General features: G+C 61.7%; 6 protein-coding genes. 4 read left to right on the top strand and 2 right to left on the bottom strand.

Annotated features, from left to right (window positions below):
- Positions 1-12 precede the first annotated feature (12 nt).
- Positions 13-13,704, top strand: a complete 13,692-nt coding sequence (locus CH295_RS26435; protein ID WP_094742415.1) for a non-ribosomal peptide synthetase — start codon at positions 13-15, stop codon at positions 13,702-13,704.
- Between the two features lie 694 nt (positions 13,705-14,398).
- Here the strand turns inward: CH295_RS26435 and tcuA are convergent.
- Entirely contained in the window at positions 14,399-15,853 is a 1,455-nt protein-coding gene (gene tcuA / locus CH295_RS26430) for an FAD-dependent tricarballylate dehydrogenase TcuA (RefSeq protein WP_212556219.1), read from the bottom strand.
- 15 nt (positions 15,854-15,868) lie between these two features.
- Positions 15,869-16,615, bottom strand: coding sequence for a 4-hydroxy-tetrahydrodipicolinate reductase (dapB, locus tag CH295_RS26425; RefSeq protein ID WP_094742414.1), 747 nt, complete (start codon positions 16,613-16,615; stop codon positions 15,869-15,871).
- 104 nt (positions 16,616-16,719) lie between these two features.
- On the opposite strand from dapB, the gene CH295_RS26420 reads away from it, so the two are divergent.
- The 3 genes from CH295_RS26420 to CH295_RS26410 all read left to right on the top strand — a co-directional run bounded on the left by CH295_RS26420 (position 16,720) and on the right by CH295_RS26410 (position 21,142).
- On the top strand, positions 16,720-18,342 hold the full coding sequence (locus CH295_RS26420; RefSeq protein ID WP_094742413.1) for a (2,3-dihydroxybenzoyl)adenylate synthase: 1,623 nt from the start codon (positions 16,720-16,722) through the stop codon (positions 18,340-18,342).
- A gap of 21 nt (positions 18,343-18,363) precedes the next feature.
- Entirely contained in the window at positions 18,364-19,584 is a 1,221-nt protein-coding gene (locus CH295_RS26415; RefSeq protein WP_094742412.1) for an FAD-dependent oxidoreductase, read from the top strand.
- A gap of 700 nt (positions 19,585-20,284) precedes the next feature.
- Positions 20,285-21,142: a class I SAM-dependent methyltransferase gene (locus tag CH295_RS26410; protein WP_094742411.1), complete on the top strand. Its 858-nt coding sequence runs from the start codon at positions 20,285-20,287 to the stop codon at positions 21,140-21,142.
- Positions 21,143-21,154: the final 12 nt, after the last annotated feature.

Below are 21,154 nucleotides of genomic sequence, written 5' to 3'. Positions count from 1 at the left end.
GAAAGGGCTCGGATGATTTTCGTAGGATCGGGGACACTGCTGTGGCGGGCGGTGGCACACGCGCTCTCGGTCGGTGGCGACGTGACACTGGTCGTCACACCTCCGGGCGAGCAGGCACCGCCAGAGCTGGATGGTCTGCGTACCGTCACCACCACCGATGTCAACGAACTTGCCGGACTGTTCGGCGAAGTGGCCGAGCCCGGCGACATCGTGTGGTCCACGGGAAACCCGTTCATCTTCCGGTCTCCGATACTGGACCTGGGTCTTACGATTCTCAATGTTCACGGTGGTCCGCTGCCGGACTATCGGGGCGTGCCGATGGTGGCGGCGACGTACGCAATCCTCAATGGAGAGAACCGATTCGGCGTGACGGTCCATCGCGTCGATGCCGGTATCGACACCGGCGAGGTCGTCGCTCAGAGCATGTTCGACCTCGCACCGGACGTCACCCTCGAACAACTCACCCTGGACGTGAGCCAACGCTGCCACGACATTTTCGTCACTGCTTTTGATCCGGCTGGGACTGCGAGGCAATTAGCCACCGACCCGCAGCGCACTGCGGCGCAGCCGAAGGGCTCGTATTACGGCAGCAAGCAGCTCGCGACGGTGGGCAAGCATCGCGATCTCGAGACCTTTGTAAGAGCAACGGATTTAGGGGTCTTAGCCGCCATATACTGGGACTACGCCATCGTCTTCGAGTTGGCGGATGGCAACGACGATCTGACCACGGAAGTCTCCGATCTCCGATATTGGAGGCACCTGGGCTGGTCGACTCGCTCCCCGGTGCCGATCGCTACCGACGGTGGGCGCGATGCAGTCGCCGCCGGCCGCCTCATGCGGAAGTTCGGGCTCGATGCCGACGAGCACCCCCCTATCGCGGTGTGCGTCGCGGCTACCGGAATGGCGATCCGGCAACTCACCGGCGACGCGGCCGTGCCGCTGGTCATTCCCGTCGCCGCGCCCGCGGGCGCGGTGCCACTGCGTATCGCGGCACCGGAAGCGGCTGAGGCCGACCTGGCGTATCTGCAACAGGTTCGCGAGTCCATTGCCGAGGCGGACGCGCACTCTGCTCTTCGGCTCGCAGACATCCATACCGCACTCGCCGATGACGCCGATGACGCCGATGCCGCCGTCGATCCGGGGAGCTGGGTGATGGTGGCGCTGAGTGAACGCGCCGGAACCGAATACCCTAAGCCCGGCATCGATCTCGTATTCGACTGCGACGCACACACAATGAGCTGCACCTACGACCCGAGTCGATACGCACTGGGGACTATCGAACGTCTACTCGGTGAGATCGACACCGCACTGGTGCAGCTTGGGTGGGTTACCGCCGGCGATGCCCGCACGATCGACGCCGAGATCGCGGCCGGGATCGCCGCGGCCCGGTCTGCCCTGCGGGACGAGTCGCCTGGATCGCTCAAACCCATTGATCTCCTTGCTGATTCGGATGCTGAGTCCAGGCTCAGGGCCGCCGACATTTGGCATTGGACGCACACCCTTGATGTCGGGCAGATTGCGGTGCCGTTCGTCGTCGATGCGTATGTCCGGTGTGTCACGGCATTCGGCTACGACCGCGGCGTCTCGATGGACAGCTCCGATATCCGGTCGTTCATTCATGTACTCGACGGTGCCATGCCCGAAGTGATCGCATCGGGCACGTCGCACCTGTTGATCGCCGCGCACGAGCCACCCGAGTTCTGTGTGGCGGCCGCAGGTGATCTCGATTCATCCGCGGTAGACATCTTTGCCCGCAGCGTGGCCAGGACGGCTCTTGCGCTCGCCGCTGGCGAGCAAGTCGCATTGGCCGCTCCCGATGGTGATGACCTTGTGGCAGCCCGCGCAGCGCGGGCTGCGTCGCAGGAGATCCGCGAGTCCACATACTGGTTCGACAGCTGTCCCTCTGGCTTTACACAGTCCGGCGTCGGCGCGGCCACAGCGGAGATATGGTCCGGCCCGATTCGCACTGCGCGCGCCGAGGGCCGCACCGGCCTGGACACCGATGGCATCGTGGCTCGCACGCTGATGTGGCTCTCAGCCGAGGTTGGCGATCTCGTTGCGGACGGGACGGTCGTGGATGTCGAGCGCACGGTACGTGACGTGTCGACTGCTGCCGTACCGGGCCGGTTGAGCGTTCGCTACCCGGTGCTGCTGGACCCAGATCGAATCGTCGCTGTGCCGCCTGGTACCGACGCTGTGCAGGTAATGCGCGCTGAGGGAATCTTGCCGCCCGACAGCTCGTCTGAGATCGATTATGGGCTGCTCCGCTGGCAGGACGAGAGATCGCGCAGCACCTTCGACCACCTTCCACCATCGAAAGTTCTGATCCGGGTCGCGGACACAGCGAGCGAACTGGTCGCTGACGAAGACGAATCCGACTGGTGGGGGACCTACGTGCTACTTGTCACAATCCTGCGCCGACCGGTTGCGGCCCGAGCTCGACGCCGCAAGATCGGCATTCTCGTGCAGTCCCGGTGCAGCCGGGAACTGGACGCGATCGCGCTCGTCGGCGCGTTGGCAGGCGGCGGGGAAACGGCACCCGCCAGCGGCTGGGACACGGGCACGGTGGTCGATGCTGTGGTCAATGCGCATGCCGTACAGCAGCCGCTCGTGCAGATTTCCGCCGCCCAGCACGCAGATCTCGAGACACGATTCGGCGAGATCGCGGAGGTGCTGCCGTTGTCGCCGCTGCAGGAGGGCTTCTTCTACCATCTGCAGCTTGCGAACGAGTCAGGCACTCCCGATCTTTATGTCTCCTATGCGCAGTTCCGATTGATCGGTGCACTCGATACTGCGCGGATGACGGCGGCGGTGGCAGCGTTGCTGGCCCGCACTCCGAATCTGACGGCAGGTTTCGCACGCGTGGATGACCGGGCGGTGCAAGTGATTCCCGCCGATCCTGAGCCTCCCGTGCGGGTCGTCTACCGGTCGCAGTGGTCCGGTCAGGACCTCGACGATGTGCTGGAGCAGGAGCGGTCGACCCCCTTCATCGCTGATCAGCCACCGCTCATTCGGTTCCTTCTGTTGGAACTGGCTGAGGACGAGTGGATTCTGTCGATGACGAACGAGCATCTGCTCATCGACGGATGGTCCTTCGGCCTCGTCTGGAGCGATCTGTTCGCGCTCTACAACGACCCTTCGGCCCAGTCTGTGCCGGACCGGACCGGATACCGAGACTATTTGGCCTGGTTGGAAGAGCATGACCAAACCGCAGCTCGTGAGGCCTGGCGGCAGTATTTGACCAGCGCACCCGGGATCGCCGACGGTGATTGTCCTGAACCCACCATCGTGGCTCCTACTGCGCTTGATGTCGCCGCGGACGCTGCTGCTGCAGCGGATGTCTATCGGTACCTCGATGCGGAGTTACACCAGCGAGTCTTGGCGGCGGGCCGCAGTGCCGGAGTCACGATCGGCACGTTCCTGCAGGTTGCCTGGGGTATCACCCTCGGACGCCTGGTCAATCGCCGTGATGTGGTGTTCGGCACCAGCGTGTCGGGCCGGCCGCCAGAATTGGCTGGCGCTGAATCGATCATCGGTTTGCTGTTCAACACCGTGCCGGTGGTGGTGTCTGCGCCGCCGACCGCTTCGGTCCGCGACGTCCTTGCCGGGCAGCACTCGCGCAACGCGGGGGTGCTCGAGGCGGCTCATGTCCCGCTGAGTGAGATCCAGCGGATCGCCGGGTACGACCAGATGTTCGACACGTTGTTCATCATGCAAAACATGCCCGCCCTGGCCCCCGATGAAGAGGAGTGGATCGGTTCGGGGGAAAGCAGGATTCGGCCGGCAGATTTCGTCTTCCACGACTCCACGCACTATCCACTGTCATTTGCGGTTTACCCAGGTGAACAGATGCGGGTGCGTTGTTCCTTCCGCAGCGATGTGTTTTCGGAGAGCGACGTCGAGACGATCATCGATCGGCTGCTCGGCACCTTGGACGTGATGTCAGCCGATATCGACGCCCCGGTCGGTCGGATCGGGGCCACCGTGTCGTCGGAGCTGACACGGTTTGCTGAATGGAACGATACAGATTGGCAGACAACTGATCTCGTTGTCGGCGAGCTGCTGGAGCGCCAGGTTGCACGGACACCTGACGAGACGGCGATCGTGGCGGGCGATACCCGACTGACCTTCGCCGAACTCCTGGACGGTTCCCGCCGCTACGCCGCCCTGCTGGTGGACACTGGGGTGAGGACCGAGGATCGTGTTGCCCTGCTGCTGCCCCGGGACCAGCGGGCCGTTCTCGCACTATTCGGCGTATTCCTGGCCGGCGGGGCCTACGTGCCCATCGAGCCAGATCATCCAACCGAGCGTGTCGCGTACATCCTCGACGCGGCCGATCCCGCGGCGATCGTGACCACCCGTGCGCTAGTTGATCGGTTGCCCGATAGCTACGCGGCACGAGCTGTGGTGCTCGACTCCGACGATGTCCAGTCCCAACTCGCCGTTGCCGACACCCCTGCTGTTCCGACGGCCGTACATCCGGACAACCTCGCGTACGTGATCTTCACTTCGGGCTCCACAGGGCGTCCGAAGGGGGTCGCCGTCGGGCACCGCGGTTTGACGAACATGTACTTCAATCACGTCCGGAAAATTTTCGACCCGGTGGTCACCCATCAGCAGGGTCGCCGGATGCGGATTGCGCACACCACCTCGTTTTCCTTCGACGCGTCGTGGGAGCAACTGTTCTGGTTGCTCAATGGGCATGAGGTGCACGTGATCGACGAGAGTCTGCGCAAGGATCCGCAACGGCTGCTCGAGCACTACGACCGCGAACTCATCGATGGATTCGACGTCACACCCTCGTATGGTCAAGTGCTGGTGGAGGAAGGCCTGCTGGATCGTCCCCGGCCAGCTGGTCGGTCGACCGCTGAAGCTGATCCTGGAGTGGTGTTCGTTTCTTTGGGCGGTGAGGCGGTTCCCGAGGCACTGTGGACGGCGCTACGCGACGCACCGGGTGTGGAGAGCTACAACCTGTACGGGCCTACCGAATACACCATCAACGCTTTGGGTGCCGACCTCGCCGATAGTCCTACGTCGAACGCCGGGCGGCCAATCGACAACACCCGAGCCCACGTCCTGGACGCCAATCTCAAGCGGGTGCCGCCGGGCACCTCCGGCGAGCTCTACTTGGCCGGCATTGGTATGGCCCGCGGCTACTTTGGTCGCTCCGGGTTGACCGCGGAGAGGTTCGTGGCCGACCCGTTCGGCAGCGGTGGGCGTCTGTACCGCACGGGCGACCTGGTCCGCTGGCGCAGCGATGGGCAACTCGACTTCCTCGGACGCACCGACGATCAGATCAAGATCCGCGGATTCCGGGTGGAGCTCAACGAGATTGCTGAGGCTGTCCGAGCGCAACCCAGTGTCAGCGCGGCGGCAGTGGTGCCGTTTCGCGCCGACGGCACCGAGGACATCCGCCTCGCCGCCTACTACACCGCCAGCAGTGACGTCACGGTCGCCGAAGTGCGCGACTTTGTCGCGAACCAACTCCCCGGCTATATGGTGCCAGTCGCGTTCACAGAGCTTGCAGTCTTGCCCTTGAACACGAACGGGAAGGTCGACCACGCCGCCCTACCGGCACCCAACCTCGTCTCCGGTGATCACCTCACGCCACCAGCTAACGAGATGGAAAGTGAGATCCGCGCGATCGTCGCGGCAGTGGTAGGCGTGGCAGACGACACCGTCTCGGTGGACGCCTCGTTTACCGACATCGGCGTGGACTCGTTGCTGCTGGCTCGGCTCACCTCACGGATCAACGCCAAGCTCGCAGTTGCGCTCACGCTCCGCAGTCTCATCGAGCACCCCACGGTTGCCGACATTGCTCTGCTGGTCGGCGGGGTGGCTGACGATGGGCGGCAGGCCCGGCTACGGATCGCCGACGTCGTGCGCCCGAACGGCCCGGTCCCGGCCTCGTACGGACAGCAATCACTGTGGTTGATGGACCAGCTAATGGGACCGTCGGACCAGTATGTTGTGCCAGTCCTGATGCCGTTGGTAGGAGAGATGAACATAGCCGCCCTGGGCCTGGCCGTCGCCGACGTCGTCGGTCGCCACGAGGCGCTCCGCACTCTGCTCGTTGCCGATGAGCAGGTGGAAGTGCGACAGGAGATTGTGCCGGCACCGGAAGCGGCCGAGAAGCTGAGTCTGCACATCCTGGACGGAAGCCAGTGGGATACGGGGCGCGTCAACGAGTGCTTGCAAGCGTTGATGCATCAGCCTTTTGCGCTCGGCGTTGACCTGCCGATTCGTGCGGTGCTGATCGGGCACGCCCATGGCTGCATTCTTGGGATGGCGGTGCACCACTCGGCACTGGATGAATGGTCGATGCCTGCGTTGTCCCGTGATCTGGGCACCGCTTATGCGGCGCGTTCGTCAGGGCATGCACCGCGTTGGTCTCCACTGTCGATTCAGTATGCGCAGTACGCAATCTGGCAGAGACAGCACCTTGGAGAACACGCTGACCAATCTTCGCTACTGGCACAGCAATTGCGGTACTGGGAGCGCACGCTGGCCGGTGCGCCCGAGGTATCGGGGCTTCCATCCGTCCGGTCGCGACCGTCCACTCCGAGTTGGTCGGGTATCTGGCGGGAGAGCACGATCGCGGATGCAGTGGTGCCAAGGCTGCGAGAGGTTGCTCGCCGACACGATGTGTCGATGTTCATGCTCACCCAGGCGGCAGTCGCATTGACTGTGCGGTCGTTGGGTGCGGGCGATGACCTGGTGATCGGGTCTCCGGTCGGAGGGCGTACCGACAGTGATCTCGATGATCTCGTTGGGTATTTCGTCAATACGCTGCCGCTGAGATACGACCTATCCGGTAGGCCGACTTTGGAAGGGGTGCTCGCGCGGGTTCGTTCGGTAGTTCTTGCTGGTTTCGAAAACCAGGAGGCACCATTCGACGCAATAGTCCGAGCGGTTGGTGCCGAACGAACCGAGTCCAGGACGCCCCTGTTTCAAACGATGCTGATGTATCGCGAAGAGGGCAAGGAGCCACCGGAGTTCGCGGCCGGAATCGGTCTGGGCTCGGTCGAACGTGTTTCGCTGCAGACGGTGAAATGCGATGTGGAACTGTACATAACTGTCTCTGAGGACAAGATCTCGACAGTCGGAGGTTACGCCCGTGAACTCTATGACGACGCGACGATCGAACGGTTCCTCAGGACGCTCAGTAGGGTACTGATTGCGTTCGCAACCGACACTGCTGTCCCGATTTCCCAACTCGATCTTGTCCCGGACGTCGATCGTGAACTGGTGGCCGAATGGTCTCGTGGGCCTCGAGTTCCCAAGTCTCCGACCGCAATCGTCGATGACCTCATTCGCGTCCAGTGTGAGACCACCCCAGAAGCGGGTGCGGTCACATTCGGGGACGTGACGCTCTCGTATCGCGAATTGAACATTCGAATCGATCAAATGGCGCATCTTCTGACCCGCCGTGGGGTGCGAGTGGGCGACCGGGTCGCGATCACACTGGACCGCAGCGAACACCTTCCTATCGCGTTGGCCGCCGTGGTTCGAACCGGTGCCGTCTACATCCCGGTCGACCCGTCGTACCCTGTCGACCGGGTCCGCTTCATCCTCGATGATGCCGCTCCTACCGCCGTGATCACCGATCGTCACGTCATAAACGGAGACTTGTCGCAGATCCTGGGGGACATGCCAGCCGCTGTCGTGGTGGACGACCCGACCGTGGCCGACGAGCTATGTGCCGCACCGTTCGTCGACGTCGTTCCTTCCCGTGCGCTACTGCCCGACGACGCCGTGGCACTGATCTACACCTCCGGCTCGACCGGCACACCGAAGGGCGTCACGATCACTCATGCCGGCCTGGTCAATCGTCTGCGATGGGCGATCGACCAGTTCGGGACCGGCGGAGTAGGACTCGCCAAATCCGCAATCGGATTCGTCGATGCGTCCACGGAGATCTTCTCGATGCTCGTCCGTGGCGGTTCACTTGTGGTCGCCGATACGGATTCTGTGCGTGACGCCCAGAGAATCGCGAGTCTGATCGATCGTCACGGTGTCACCGACCTCGTGACCATCCCGGCTCTTGCCGATGCTCTCATAGCGGCAAGTGACGCCGGAGCGCGACTGTCCAGTGTTCGGAGATGGATATGCTCCGGCGAAAGGCTGACAGGACACACCGCTGCCACGCTGACATCGCTCATTCCCGGTGTTGAGTTGATCAACCTTTATGGAACAACCGAAATCACCGGTGATGCAACGATTTTCGCCATCAATTCCGCCGAATCAGTCGACCAAGGAGACAGCGGAGTCTCGATCGGTGTCCCGACACCGAATACTGAGGCGATCGTCCTCGACCGAAACCTGCGGCTTGTGCCCCCGGGGGTGCCCGGCGACCTCTACCTCGGTGGTGTGCAAATGGCTCAGGGCTACCACAACCGGGCCGCGCTCACCGCCGATAGATTTATTGCCGCACCGCACAGTGTTGACGCCGGTGCCCCTGGCACCCGCCTCTACCGGACCGGAGACCTCGCCCGGTGGGATGGTCAGGGACGTTTGGAGTACCTCGGGCGTAGCGACGATCAAGTCAAGATCCGCGGTTACCGCATCGAACTCGGAGAGGTCAGCTCCGCGCTGACGACCGCATCGATCAACGCAACGGCTGGCAATGGGGCATCAGACGGTGAGCCCTCGGGCAGGGTGGTCGCGACGACTGTGGTCGATCGGACAACTGACGGTCTGGCCCGAATCGTCGGATACGTGGCACCGGTAGGTGACACGGTCACCGACGACCTGGACGGAGAAAACATACGCCACGAGGCGGCTCGGCTCCTGCCCGCATACATGGTCCCGGCGATCGTCGTCGTCGTTGATGCCCTGCCGCTGGGTGCAAACGGCAAAGTAGATCGCGACGCTTTGCCGCGGCCTGAATTCGGCTCCCCGAGCACCACACAGAATCCACCGACGACTCCCACCGAGGAGATTCTCTGCACGATCTTCTCCGACATCCTCGCTCTCACATCTGTGGGCATCGATGACAACTTCTTCCTGCTCGGTGGGCACTCACTGTTGGCGATCCGCCTAGCGAATCGGATCCGAAGTGGCACGGGCACGGCGGTGACACTGCGAGGTATTTTCGACACGCCGACGGTGTCTCAGATCGCGAAGGCGATCGAGTCCGGACATGACGCGGGTGAGCAACCGCCTTTGGTGCCGGTGGCTCAGCCGCCTGCCGAGTTGCCGCTGTCATTTGCCCAACAGCGAATGTGGGTGCTCTACCAAGTTCAGGGACCGTCACCGACCTACAACGTTCCGATGTTCTGGAAAGCACCCTCGGGACAGTTGGACGTTGCCGCACTGCGAGCTGCCATTGCCGACGTCGTCCGGCAGCATTGCACCTTACGTACGTTGTTCCCGTCGATCGATGGTCGCGGAGTTCAACTAGTGCAACCCCCGGACGTGCACGTCCCGGTCGAGTACGAGCGTGTCACCGAGGATCACCTCACCGACGGTGTTGCTACGTCGTTACGGCACGCGTTCAGGCTCGAATCAGAGATTCCGTTGCGAGTCAGTGCTTTTGACTTCGACGGCGATCACCTCGTGGTTATCGTCATCCATCACATCGCAACCGACGAGTGGTCGGCTCGACGCCTGCGAGCCGACCTCGACGCGGCGTATGACGCCCGCCTGGCGGGGCACGCCCCGTCGTATCGGCCGCTCCCGGTCGACTACATCGACTACACGCTGTGGGAGCGCGAACGAGTCGGAAATCGCGACGATCCAGAGAGCTTGGCGGCTCGGCAACTCGGTTTCTGGCGCGAAACCTTAGCCGGTGCCCCGCAAGAACTACCGCTTCCGTTGGACAGGCCGCGACCTGCCCAAATCAGTTATCTCGGTGGAGCGGTCCCGGTGATCTGTGCACCGGAGCGCGCCAGGTTACTGCGAGCGATTGCCGATCGGCATCAAGTCAGCATGTTCATGCTCATTCATGCCGCGGTGGCTATCACGTTGCACCGCAGTGGTTCTGGCAACGACATCGTCATTGGTACTCCGATCTCGGGCCGCAGCGACGAGCAGCTCGAGGATCTCGTTGGATTCTTCCTCAACACCGTTGTGCTGCGGACCGACCTATCCGGAAATCCCTCCATCGGTGACACGCTCGCCCGTATTCGCGAGGCCGACCTCGCCGCGTTCGACAACCAGGATGTCCCGTTCGAATACGTTGTCGATGCAATCGGGCCTCGCCGGACCATGTCGATGCACCCGCTGTTCCAGGTGATGGTGGTCTACATCGGGTCGGTCGAAGCGGCCTCCTCGGTAGTGCGGCACACCACTGGCGGAACTCTTTTGGAGTTCGCCAATTCCACGGGCACGGCGAAGTTCGACCTGTCGTTCGACTTCACCGAGTACGAATCGGGAGGTTTCGGTGGTGTTGTCGAGTACTCAACGGACCTCTTCGATGACCGCACGGTCGTAGCGATCACCAAGCGCTTCGATCGCGTACTCGACGCGATGGTCGAGCTGGAGGATGCACGGATAGACAGCATCGACGTCTTGGGAGATGAGCGTTCGATCGTGATGAGGCCACCAGTTGCGGTGAGCCCCGCCGATAATACGCCGGAGACGATCGCCGAGCTGTTCTCCATGCAGGTGCAGCGTGACGGTGGTGCCCTGGCGGTGATCTCCGGGTCGACCGAATGGACTTTTGCCGACTTGGATATCCGAGTGCGTCGAGTGGCCGCGAAGCTGCAATCGTATGGTGTCGGACCGGAATGCGTGGTTGCCATCTGCCTGCCTCGGAGCGCGGACTACGTCGCGGCGATCTTCGGCGTGTTGGTTGCCGGCGCGGCATACCTGCCCATCGATCCATCGTCGCCGGCGGCACGGTCGAGGTCGATGGTCAACGACTCAGGCGCGGTGGCGGCGATCGTAGATGACACGACCGACGACAGCGTGCCTGCCGATCTACGGCGCGTGAATCTGTTGCAGTTACGGACCGGCAACGATCCAGGCCCGATCGGAGCCGATCGTCACGCCGACAATCCGGCCTACGTTCTGTTCACCTCGGGGACCACTGGTCGTCCGAAAGGTGTTGCGGTCACGAACCGCGGATTGGTCAATCTCTATTCATCGCATCGGGGAATGCTGCACGAGAGGGCTGTTCGTAGCACCGGGCGCCAACACCTACGAGTAGGACATGCCTGGTCGTTCGCATTCGATGCTTCGTGGCAACCGCTGTTGTGGATCCTAGGCGGCCACGCCATCGATATTGTCGACGAGGACACCCAACGTGATCCGGATGCCCTGCTGGCCCGGCTGAGTGCGCGCGAGTGGGACTTCCTGGAACTGACACCGACCTATATCGAGCAGTTGCTGGATCGCGGTCTCGGCACCGAGGTCCCGATCGCAATGCTCGGATTCGGTGGGGAGGCCGTGTCGGCTTCGTTGTGGTCGAAGCTGCAGGCGCTATCGGAAACCGTTGCCGTAAACCTTTATGGCCCAACCGAATCCACCGTCGATTCCGCCGTGGCAGTCGTGACGGATTCGGAGCGCCCGGTAATCGGTCGTCCTGTCGATGGTACGTCGGCGTACATACTCGATGATTTTCTACGGCCCGTGCCCGTCGGTGTCGAGGGTGAGTTGTATTTGGCGGGAGCAGGTTTGGCTCGTGGTTACATTGCCCGCTGGGGGCTGACCGCAGAACGGTTCGTGGCCGATCCGATTGGGAATGGCCGCATGTACCGGACCGGCGATCGGGCTCGGTGGACGTTCGATGGCCTGATCGAATATCGCGGGCGCGGCGACGACCAAGTCAAGATCAGGGGCTTCCGGATCGAACTCGGGGAAATCGAGTCCGTCCTGCGGGCGATTCCCGGAGTGTCGGATGCGGCTGCCGTGGTGCGCGAACGCCCGGGCGGGCCGCCTCGACTGATTGCCTACGTTGTCGTTGACGTTGACGTTGACGTTGACGTTGACGTCCGTCTGGAGGCGGCGCGCGTGCTCCCGGACTACATGGTGCCCGCTGCAGTGGTTGTTCTCGACAAGCTCCCGCTGCTGGCGAATGGAAAGCTCGACCGGGCGACGCTCCCGGAGCCGCCGGCACCCACGCAGGGGATGGAACCAACCAGTGATATCGAGCGAACGTTGTGTGACATCGTTGCCGGTGTTGTGGGGGTCGAGTCAGTCGCTGCGGACGCGGACTTCTTCGAACTCGGTGGGGACAGCATTGTGGCCATGAAACTGGTCAGCGACGCCCGCGCATGCGGCTTGCGGATCTCGCCGCGGGACGTGTTCATCTCCCGTACCGTGATCGAACTGGCCAAGACTGTCGAAAACATCACCGATATGCGTTCGGCCGATATCGCGACCGGGACCGCGCCGATCACGCCTGTGATGCACTGGCTACGCGGCATCGACGCAATTGCCCCCGGAACCACCGACGGATATCACCAAAGTGTGGTGTTGCAGACGCCGGGTGGTGTCGATGCCGGGCAGTTGGATGCGGCATTGACCGCCATCGCGCGCCATCACGACAGCTTGCGTGCGCGTATTCGCGCTGACGGTGAGCACTGGAATCTGGACATTCCAGAATCAGATGATGGTCGGTCTTGGTTGAGAAGGAGACACGCGACCGGTGACTGGCCCGCCGATCTCCGGTCGGCGGCGCTCGAGGCGCGCTCGCGGCTCGATCCGCAAGCTGGTCAGATGATGATAGCTATCTGGATCGATGCTGGACCGAAATCTCCAGGGCGGCTCATCCTCGCCGTGCATCACCTTGTCGTCGACGGGGTGTCGTGGCGAACTATCGTTCCCGACTTGGTGCGCACCTATCTCAGACTTGCCGACGGGCAGTCTCCGGATCTCGGGGAAAAGGGCACCTCTTTCCGAACGTGGAGCGCGTTGCTCACTGAGCAGGCCGCCAGTAGGCGCGAGGAGATACCGCTGTGGAAGTCGATGCTGCAAGAAGCGTCGCCGCTACCGCTATCACGCGGCATCAACCCCGAGGTCGACACCGTCGCGGCGGTCAAGGCGATCAGCAGTCAGCTAGAACCCGAGGACGCGGTGCGAGACCTGCTGAGTGTGGCACCACATGCCTACGGGGTGGGAGTGACCGATCTGATGACCGCGGCGCTCTCTGTCGCGCTGGCGCAGTGGCGGCACAGTGTGTCCGAATCATCGATAGATGAGCTCGCCACTGCAATAATCGATTTGGAGCGACACGGACGCGAGGAAGGTCTGGGCGATGTCGAATTGTCGCGGACGGTAGGCTGGTTCACAGTGATCCATCCGTTCCGCTTGGAAGGAACCGCGACCGAGTATCAGGCGCTCCTGCAAGGAGACCGATCTGCGGCGACAGCCCTTGTGCAGCGCACAAGTACGTCGATGGCATCAATCCCTGACTCCGGCATCGGCTTTGGAATGCTCCGCCATCTCCTCCCAATGAGTCCCTTGATGGAGATTCCGTCGCCGCTCATCGAGTTCAACTATCTCGGGCGGTTCTCCGAACTCGCCGAGGAAGATTGGTCGTTCGCACCGGACGGGATATCGGCGCACGTTGGACCAAACCCCGACATGCCTGCCGGCCACATGCTGGAAATCAATGTCAGCGCGTTGGACACCGCGAGCGGTCCACGGGTCCGCTCCGAATGGCGTTACCTATCAACGGTGCTACCAGTCGAACAGGTGCAGACGTTAGTCCATACCTGGCAGAACGCTCTGACAGCTTTGGTTCGCCTGCATCCGTGACGCACTGGGTGCCGAGGTCGGGCATTATTTGATGCGTGGCCGCTTGTCGGTCGTTGAAACAGGAGCTCGGTAGGCAAAATCGGGGCCTGTCATGTGTGGAACAGGAGTGACTCGGAACCGACACCCAATTTCAATTTCATTTCGTTGCTGCGTCGTATCGGAGTTGCACTCGTGCATGTGGTCGAGGGTTCCCTCACCGCACAGTCACGGTGCTCGGCGGGGGTGTACCGCTTCGGCATGTACCTCGTCCTTGCACACAGAACGACGCGGCGTTGTCGCTTGCCAGGGTGGTAAGACACCTGATTGTCCGATGGGCGGGACCGCCGTGGTGAGTTATGGAAGACGGGCGTTGTCGTTGCTTTCGTCAGCTGTTGGGTCGAGCGCGTAGACGGTAGGAGGTTCTTCTATGATGGTGGGGACCGTGAAAGCTCAGTCGGGTGATCGCTGATTGCGCGTGGGGGAGTCCGCGGTCATGGTCAGCCGCTCAGATGGCCGACGCTCGAAGCTTAAGATAACGGCCGTCTTTCTTGTGCCGCTCGACGAGCCACACAGCTCGGAGGGCGACGCCTTCCCCGGTTCGGATACCGCTTCCCTCGCGGCGTCACCGGTCAAAGGAGGTTTAGATGACGTGCCATGCCGACTCGGATCTGATGTTTGTGGCGCTGTACCGACACGCTGTCGGTCGTCCCTTGCCTCAGACGCACGAACCGACGCGCCGCCCCATCACTGCTCCCGCGATCAAGCCTGCGCCTGTCGGATAGTTTCCGCTGAAAAGCCCCCCCAATGCCTCTCCGCATGCGAAGAGACCGGTGATCGGACTACCCGACGACGTGAGTACTCGCCCGTCGATGTCACCACGCAAGCCGCCGAAGGTGAAGCTTATTCCGCACGTCACTGGATATGCGTAGTACGGCGGAGATTCGATCGCCGACGACCAATTGCTCTTGACCGGTTTGACGGACGCGCTTCGACCATCTTTGACCGTTGGATCGAGCGGCTGGCCAGTATCGATCGAGGCATTGAATTCACATACCGTCTGTACGAATTCCTCGACGTCGACATCCATGGCCAGAGCAAGCTCCCTGAGATCGTCGGCGACCATGGGGACGATGCCAGGCATTTCATACTCGTACCCCTGCAGCATTGAGCGCGACGTCGCATCGAATACCTGGAACGCTACGGAACCTGGCTGCTCCAGGATCAGTTTGCCGTACTTGGCATAGGTGTAGTTACGAAAGTCTGCTCCTTCGTCGACGAACCGTCTACCGCGGCGATTGACAAGAATGCCGAGCGGATAACCATACCGGCTTAGTCTGTTCGTCAAGGCACGGTTGCTTTCGTTCTGCGGGTAGGACGCATCCCACGGAACACTGTGACACGTCGACCAGTCGCCACCACGACCCGCACCGATTTTCAAGGCCGCATCGATCAGGTCGCCCGTGTTGTATGGCGTACCCCGCACCTTGGCGTGTTGCCACCCGTCTCCCAAATAGCGCTGACGCCAGCGCGGGTTGGCCTCGAATCCGCCGCTGGCAATTACTACCGACTCCGCCGACACGCGTCGGTCACCCACCCGAACGCCAACGATCGCGCCGTCCTCGGCGATCAAATCGGTGACCGCGCAGTCATAACGAACCTGCACTCCGAGCCGCGAAGCGGTTCGCTCATGGTCAGCCATCAGCCCCGAGCCGCCGTCCACGGTAGACACGTGCGACCCGCCCCAGAACACGAAACTCCCGTCCGGGCCGACGTTGGCTTGTCGGTCGTACATCAGGCGAAATCGCAGCCCCAGAGCGTGTAGCCACCCGATCGCATCACGCGAGCCTTCGACGACAACGTTAGCCAACGCCTTGTCACCCCGGCCTTCTGTGACCCGCTCCAGGTCGGACAAGAACTCAGCCGCCGCATACGGCGGGACCTCGGTGTGTACGTGCCGTTCATCAGGTTCGAGAATTTGCAGCAGGTCATCGATTCCGTTGTGCACAAACCGAATTGAACCCAGCGTGAAATAGCTATTGCCACCGGAGTGTTGGCGCGGTGCCTTTTCCAGCACTAGTACGCGTCGGCCCCGTTCAGCTGCCGCATGTGCGGCACAGTAACCGGCATTGCCGCCGCCCACGACCACAACATCAGGGTCCGGCATTTCCATGTCGATGAGGTGTACTCAGTCCAGCCCTAGTACCGCGTCGAGCCCAACCGTAACCCCGGCGAGGGTCGGAACGGCCCGCAGCGAGGCAAGCACTCCCGGCATGAGCGCCTCACGGTTGACTGAGTCGTAACGCAGTGTCAGAAGTTCACTTGCAACTCCGAGCAGCACCTCTTGCGACGACATGAACCCGCGAACTCGAACGGCGTGGACGCCGATGCCTTCGATGCGACCACCTCGAGCGCCGTGAGGGTCAAGCTCAGTAGCGTCGGGCGATGGCGTGCAGCCGGCCTTCGCGCGGGCCTGCGCCATCAGCTCGGCCGTGCGCAATGCGGTACCCGATGGAGCGTCCACTTTTTCTGGATGGTGCATCTCGATGATTTCGACCGATTCGAAGTGCGGGGCGGCCTGTTCGGCAAACCGAGTGACGAGGACGCCGGCTATCGAGAGATTGGGGATGACGAATACGTTGACATCTCCATGGCCTGCAACGCTGGCGCGGATCTCATCCACAGCGGCCTCGTCGAAGCCGGAAGTTCCCACAACGACATGGACACCCCGTTCGATGCACCACCGCACGTGTTCGCGCGCGACCTTCGGCGGGGTGAAGACGAGCGCAATCTCAGCGTTGTTGTCCACGACACCTTGCAGGTCGTCGTCGATATCGATTTCGGCAACCACGCTCATGTCCGAAGTCGCCTCGATGGCGCGGACCGACGCTGTCCCCATACGCCCACGGGCCCCTAAAACTGCGATTCGAGTCATAAGGCAAGCGTAGCCTAAGTTCGGACCCCGCGCTATCGTTTGCGGGTAGGTATGGTTAACCTAACTTGCATTAGAGTATGCAACCTGCCTAGCGGAGGAAACTGATGAGTATCGAACCGTTGGCACTGGATGGAGTCGTTCCATTCCCGCCGGAGACCACCCAGGAGTACCTCGCAAAGGGGTACTGGCACGATCAAACGCTACCAGAGCTGCTATTTTCCACCGCTGAGCGAATTCCTGACAAAATTGCGGTCATCGACACCCAGGCTCAACTCAGTTATGCGCAGCTTGCGCAGGAAGTGTTGCAACTCGCCGCCGGTCTGCAGAGGTGGGGGTTGAGTCGAGGTGACCGGGTCGTTGTACATCTGCCCAACACCTATGAGTACATCGCAATCGTCTTCGCTCTCTGGGAGCTCGGCTTGATACCCGTCGTCGCGCCCATCGCGCACCGACGTGCCGAGATAGACCATTTCATCGAGATTGCCGAAGCACGCGCATACATCACGGTCGCTTCAGACAGAGGCACCGATCTTGCCGAGCTGGCTGCCGACCTCAAGCAACGGTGGCCCCATCTGAAGCACACCGTGGTCGTGGATCGGAAGGGCGGCAGCGACTACGGCGATTTGCTGTCGCACGGTTCACTCGACCACGTGCGGCGTTGCCACCCACAGGATGTCGCGTTACTGCAAATGTCCGGTGGCACCACAGGCGTCCCCAAGTTGATGCCGCACACCCACCAGACCTACGGTTATGCGTTGCGCAGAAGCGTGGGAGAGCGAGGGATCACCGAAAAGACGGTTCACCTGCTGGTCATCCCGATCTGTCACAGCATGTCAACGCGTTCGCCTGGCTTTCTTGGCGCGTTCAGCGTTGGTGCGACCATTGTCATAGCTCCCAATGGCAGCCCCGACGCGGCCTTCCCCCTGATCGAGAAGCACCGAGTGACCAGAGCTTCGCTCGTGCCGCCCATCCTGTTGACCTGGCTGAACTCCTCGTTCCGTAAGAATTACGATCTTTCCAGCCTGCAGATACTGATGTGCGGAGGCGCCAAATTGAGCGAGGAGGTGGCCGGCCGAGTCGAACCCGAGTTAGGCGTGGAGCTATCGCAGAGCTTCGGAATGGGGGAGGGGCTGGTTGTCAGCAATCCTGCCGGAGTAGACCGGGCGACCAGCGTTCGATACCAAGGCCGGCCAGCGTCCGAGGCCGACGAAATTCAGGTCATCGATGACGAAGGTAATGACGTGCCCTTCGGGCTTCCTGGTCATTTGCTGACTCGCGGCCCCTCGGTAATCCGCGGTTATTACCGAAATCCCGAACAGAACGCGTTGGCGTTCACGGCCGATGGTTTCTACCGTACGGGTGACATCGTGGAACGGGACGAACGTGGCTTCATCAGGGTAGTAGGTCGATCCAAAGATCAGATCAATCGCGGCGGCGAAAAAATTGCACCCGAGGAATTGGAAAACGCACTTCTCGCACATGATGGTATACACAACGCATCGGTCATCGGTATCGACGATGCTGTGCTCGGCGAACGCATCAAAGCGTATCTGATCCCCCGATCGCCAGAAAACGCGGGTGATCTCACTTTGGGCAGTATGCGCCAGTTCCTGCGAGAGCGGGGCCTAGCCGCATACAAACTCCCCGATGTAGTGGAGGTCGTCGAAGAATTCCCGTACACCGCGGTCGGCAAAGTCAGCAAACGCTTGCAGCGCGCCCAGAACTGAGCGGACACTAAGTAAACCACCATGACTAACTCACAGAACACACGTGTCATCGTCGTCGGTGCGGGTCCGGTCGGAATGGTCTGCGCACTGGCGTTGAACCGACGCGGCATCCCGGTCACTGTTCTCGAATCAGAACCGGCACCGGTGATGGATCAGCGAGCCGCAACCCTTCACCCGAGCACCCTGGAGATGCTCGATGAACTAGGGATAGCCGAGAGAATTCAGCCGCACGCGCTCATATCGAGCACCTACTGCTTCCATGATCGACCGACAGGCACCGTCGTGGCGGAGTTCGACCTCGGACGACTGAAGGATGAAATCAAGTTCCCTTATGTCTTGCAGTACGAGCAATATAAACTGACCGCAGCCATTGCCGAGGTGTATGGCAACGAATCCGACTTCGACGTGCGGTTTTCCCACACGGTGGAGAGCGTGGACCAAACCGCCAACGGGGTCGAGGTGCAGTACAGCTCGCCCGCGGGCACTGAATACATGACCGCGCCGTACGTCATCGGTTGTGATGGCGGCAGATCAACAGTGCGCAAGGCGGCCGACATCGAATTCGAAGGATTCACGTACCCGGAACGCTTCATCAAAATCGCGACCGGGTTCGACTTCAAGACGGTCAATTCCACCCTGTCGCTGCGCAACTATTTCTCAGACCCCAACGAATGGGCCAATTTGTTCAAAGTGCGCGGCGAAACACCCGAGGGGCTTTGGCGAGTGATCCTGCCGATAGCCAACGGCGAAGACGATGCGACCGCACTGTCGGCGGAACGAGTCGAGGAGCGGCTACAGAAGTTCTTTCCCAAGGCCGGTGCCTACCCAGTTGAATACGTCAACGTTTACGGCGTCAACCAGCGAGTGGCTGCGAGCTTCCGGCAGGGTCGCGTCCTACTCGCCGGCGATAGCGCGCATGTCAACAACCCGATCGGCGGTATGGGCATGAACGGCGGAATCCATGACGCCATCAATCTCGCGGGAAAGCTCACAGAGGTGATCGGTGGTGCAACCGAATCACTACTCGACCTCTACAGTCGCCAACGCCGTCACGCCGCGGTCAATTACGTGCAAGCCCAGACCATGGCCAACAAGCGACTTCTCGAGGAGCGCGATCCCGAAGTCCGCCAGAGCAACTTCGACGAACTACGCCGTACTGCAGAAAATTTCGACAGTGCGCGCGCCTACATGCGGCGTGCTGCCCTCTTCGACAGCCTGGAGGACGCCGCCTCGATCAGCTGACCTCGAGCGTCGCCGCAGCACGACAAGCATGGTGCGGCAGAACCGAAACGGTCTTCTGATCTTCTACACGAATTGGACTTACGAAGTTCAATTTCGCCGTCTAGAGGACTGGGATGCACGTTTCCGAGGTCGATCGCAAGCTCATCGAGCAGCTTGCGACCTGTCGATATCCAGATAGCGACGAATATGGTGCTCTCGGGCCTGGCTGGGGGCGGTAAGACGCACTTGTCGGTTGGGTTGGCGAGGCCGCTACTCATGCCAGGCGTAGGACGTATTGCACCGCCGCGGCGATCATGCCGCTAGATGTCAACGCGCTGTATTGGAAGGGTGGGCGACTACGAAGCGGTTCTGTGCCGGAATCGACCGTGCTGGTGCTTCAGATGGGCTTCAGCGGAATCGACCGTGCTGGTGCTTCAGATGGGCTTCAGCGGAATCGACCGTGCTGGTGCTTCAGATGGGCTTCAGCGGAATCGAATTGACGGGTGAGGGCTCGATCGCGGGAACCAATGAAGCGGCGCGTCGGCGCTCGCCTCAACCGCCCGCCCCGAGGTGGTGTTCTGGATCGAGCCGCTCTCGATCCACCGGAAAATCAGGTTAGGCAATGCTAATATGGGTGCGTTCACTGGTGGTTCGCCGTATTTCGGTGTGCCATCGCCATCACGGACGCACCGATAGCGCACCTTGGGAAGGGTCTGGCTCCATGACGAAAATCGTTGCCAACACGCCGGACAATACGGCGGTACGGACCGCGCTGTGGCGCGCCTTGCACGTGCAGATAGACGAGCCGCCGCATGTGATCGAGGACGTGGTAGGCGCCCGGCTGGCGCAAGACGACGACGGATGGCGTGAACGCAAGGACATGATCCCTGCCCACAGCCGCGGAAAGCGCGCGACGATGGTGGCGCGAGCTCGGTTGACCGAGGACCTGGTGACCCAATCCGTAAGTCGTGGCGTGGGTCAGTACGTGATCCTGGGGGCAGGGTTGGATACGTACGCTCAACGTCATCCCGACGCTGGAGCGACTATGACGATCTTCGAGATCGACCAACCGGAAACCCAGGCGTGGAAGCGAACTCGGTTGATCGAGCTCGGATACGACATTCCGGAGTGGCTGGTCCTGGTACCGGTCGATTTCGAGGCGAATGACAACTGGTGGGACCGATTGCAGGCGGCAGGATTTGATTCCGCCCATCCCGCGGTGGTGTCATGGCTGGGGGTCACCATGTATCTGACCGAACAAGCTACGACCGCCACCCTCGCCAGGATGGCGGGCTTGCCCCGTGGCTCCACCGTGGTCCTCACCTTTTTTCTGCCCACTGAGGACTTGGCACCCGAGGATGTCCCGATTCGACGAGCCTCCAGGGAAGGTTCTCGGCGAGCAGGCACGCCCTTCATCGGCTTCTACACACCCGATCAGATGATCACGCTGGCGCAAGAAGCAGGTTTCAGCGCCGTCGAACACGTCTCGGCAACCGACCTGGCCGATCGCTACTTCTCGGGACGCCCCGACGGTCTTCGGCCTTACAGCGGCGAGGAAGTGCTGATCGCCACCGTGTGACGGGCGGCTGCG

The sequence above is a fragment of the Rhodococcus sp. 14-2483-1-2 genome, from assembly GCF_002259405.1.
GTDB lineage: Bacteria > Actinomycetota > Actinomycetes > Mycobacteriales > Mycobacteriaceae > Rhodococcoides.
This window is presented reverse-complemented; position numbering and strand designations above follow the sequence as displayed.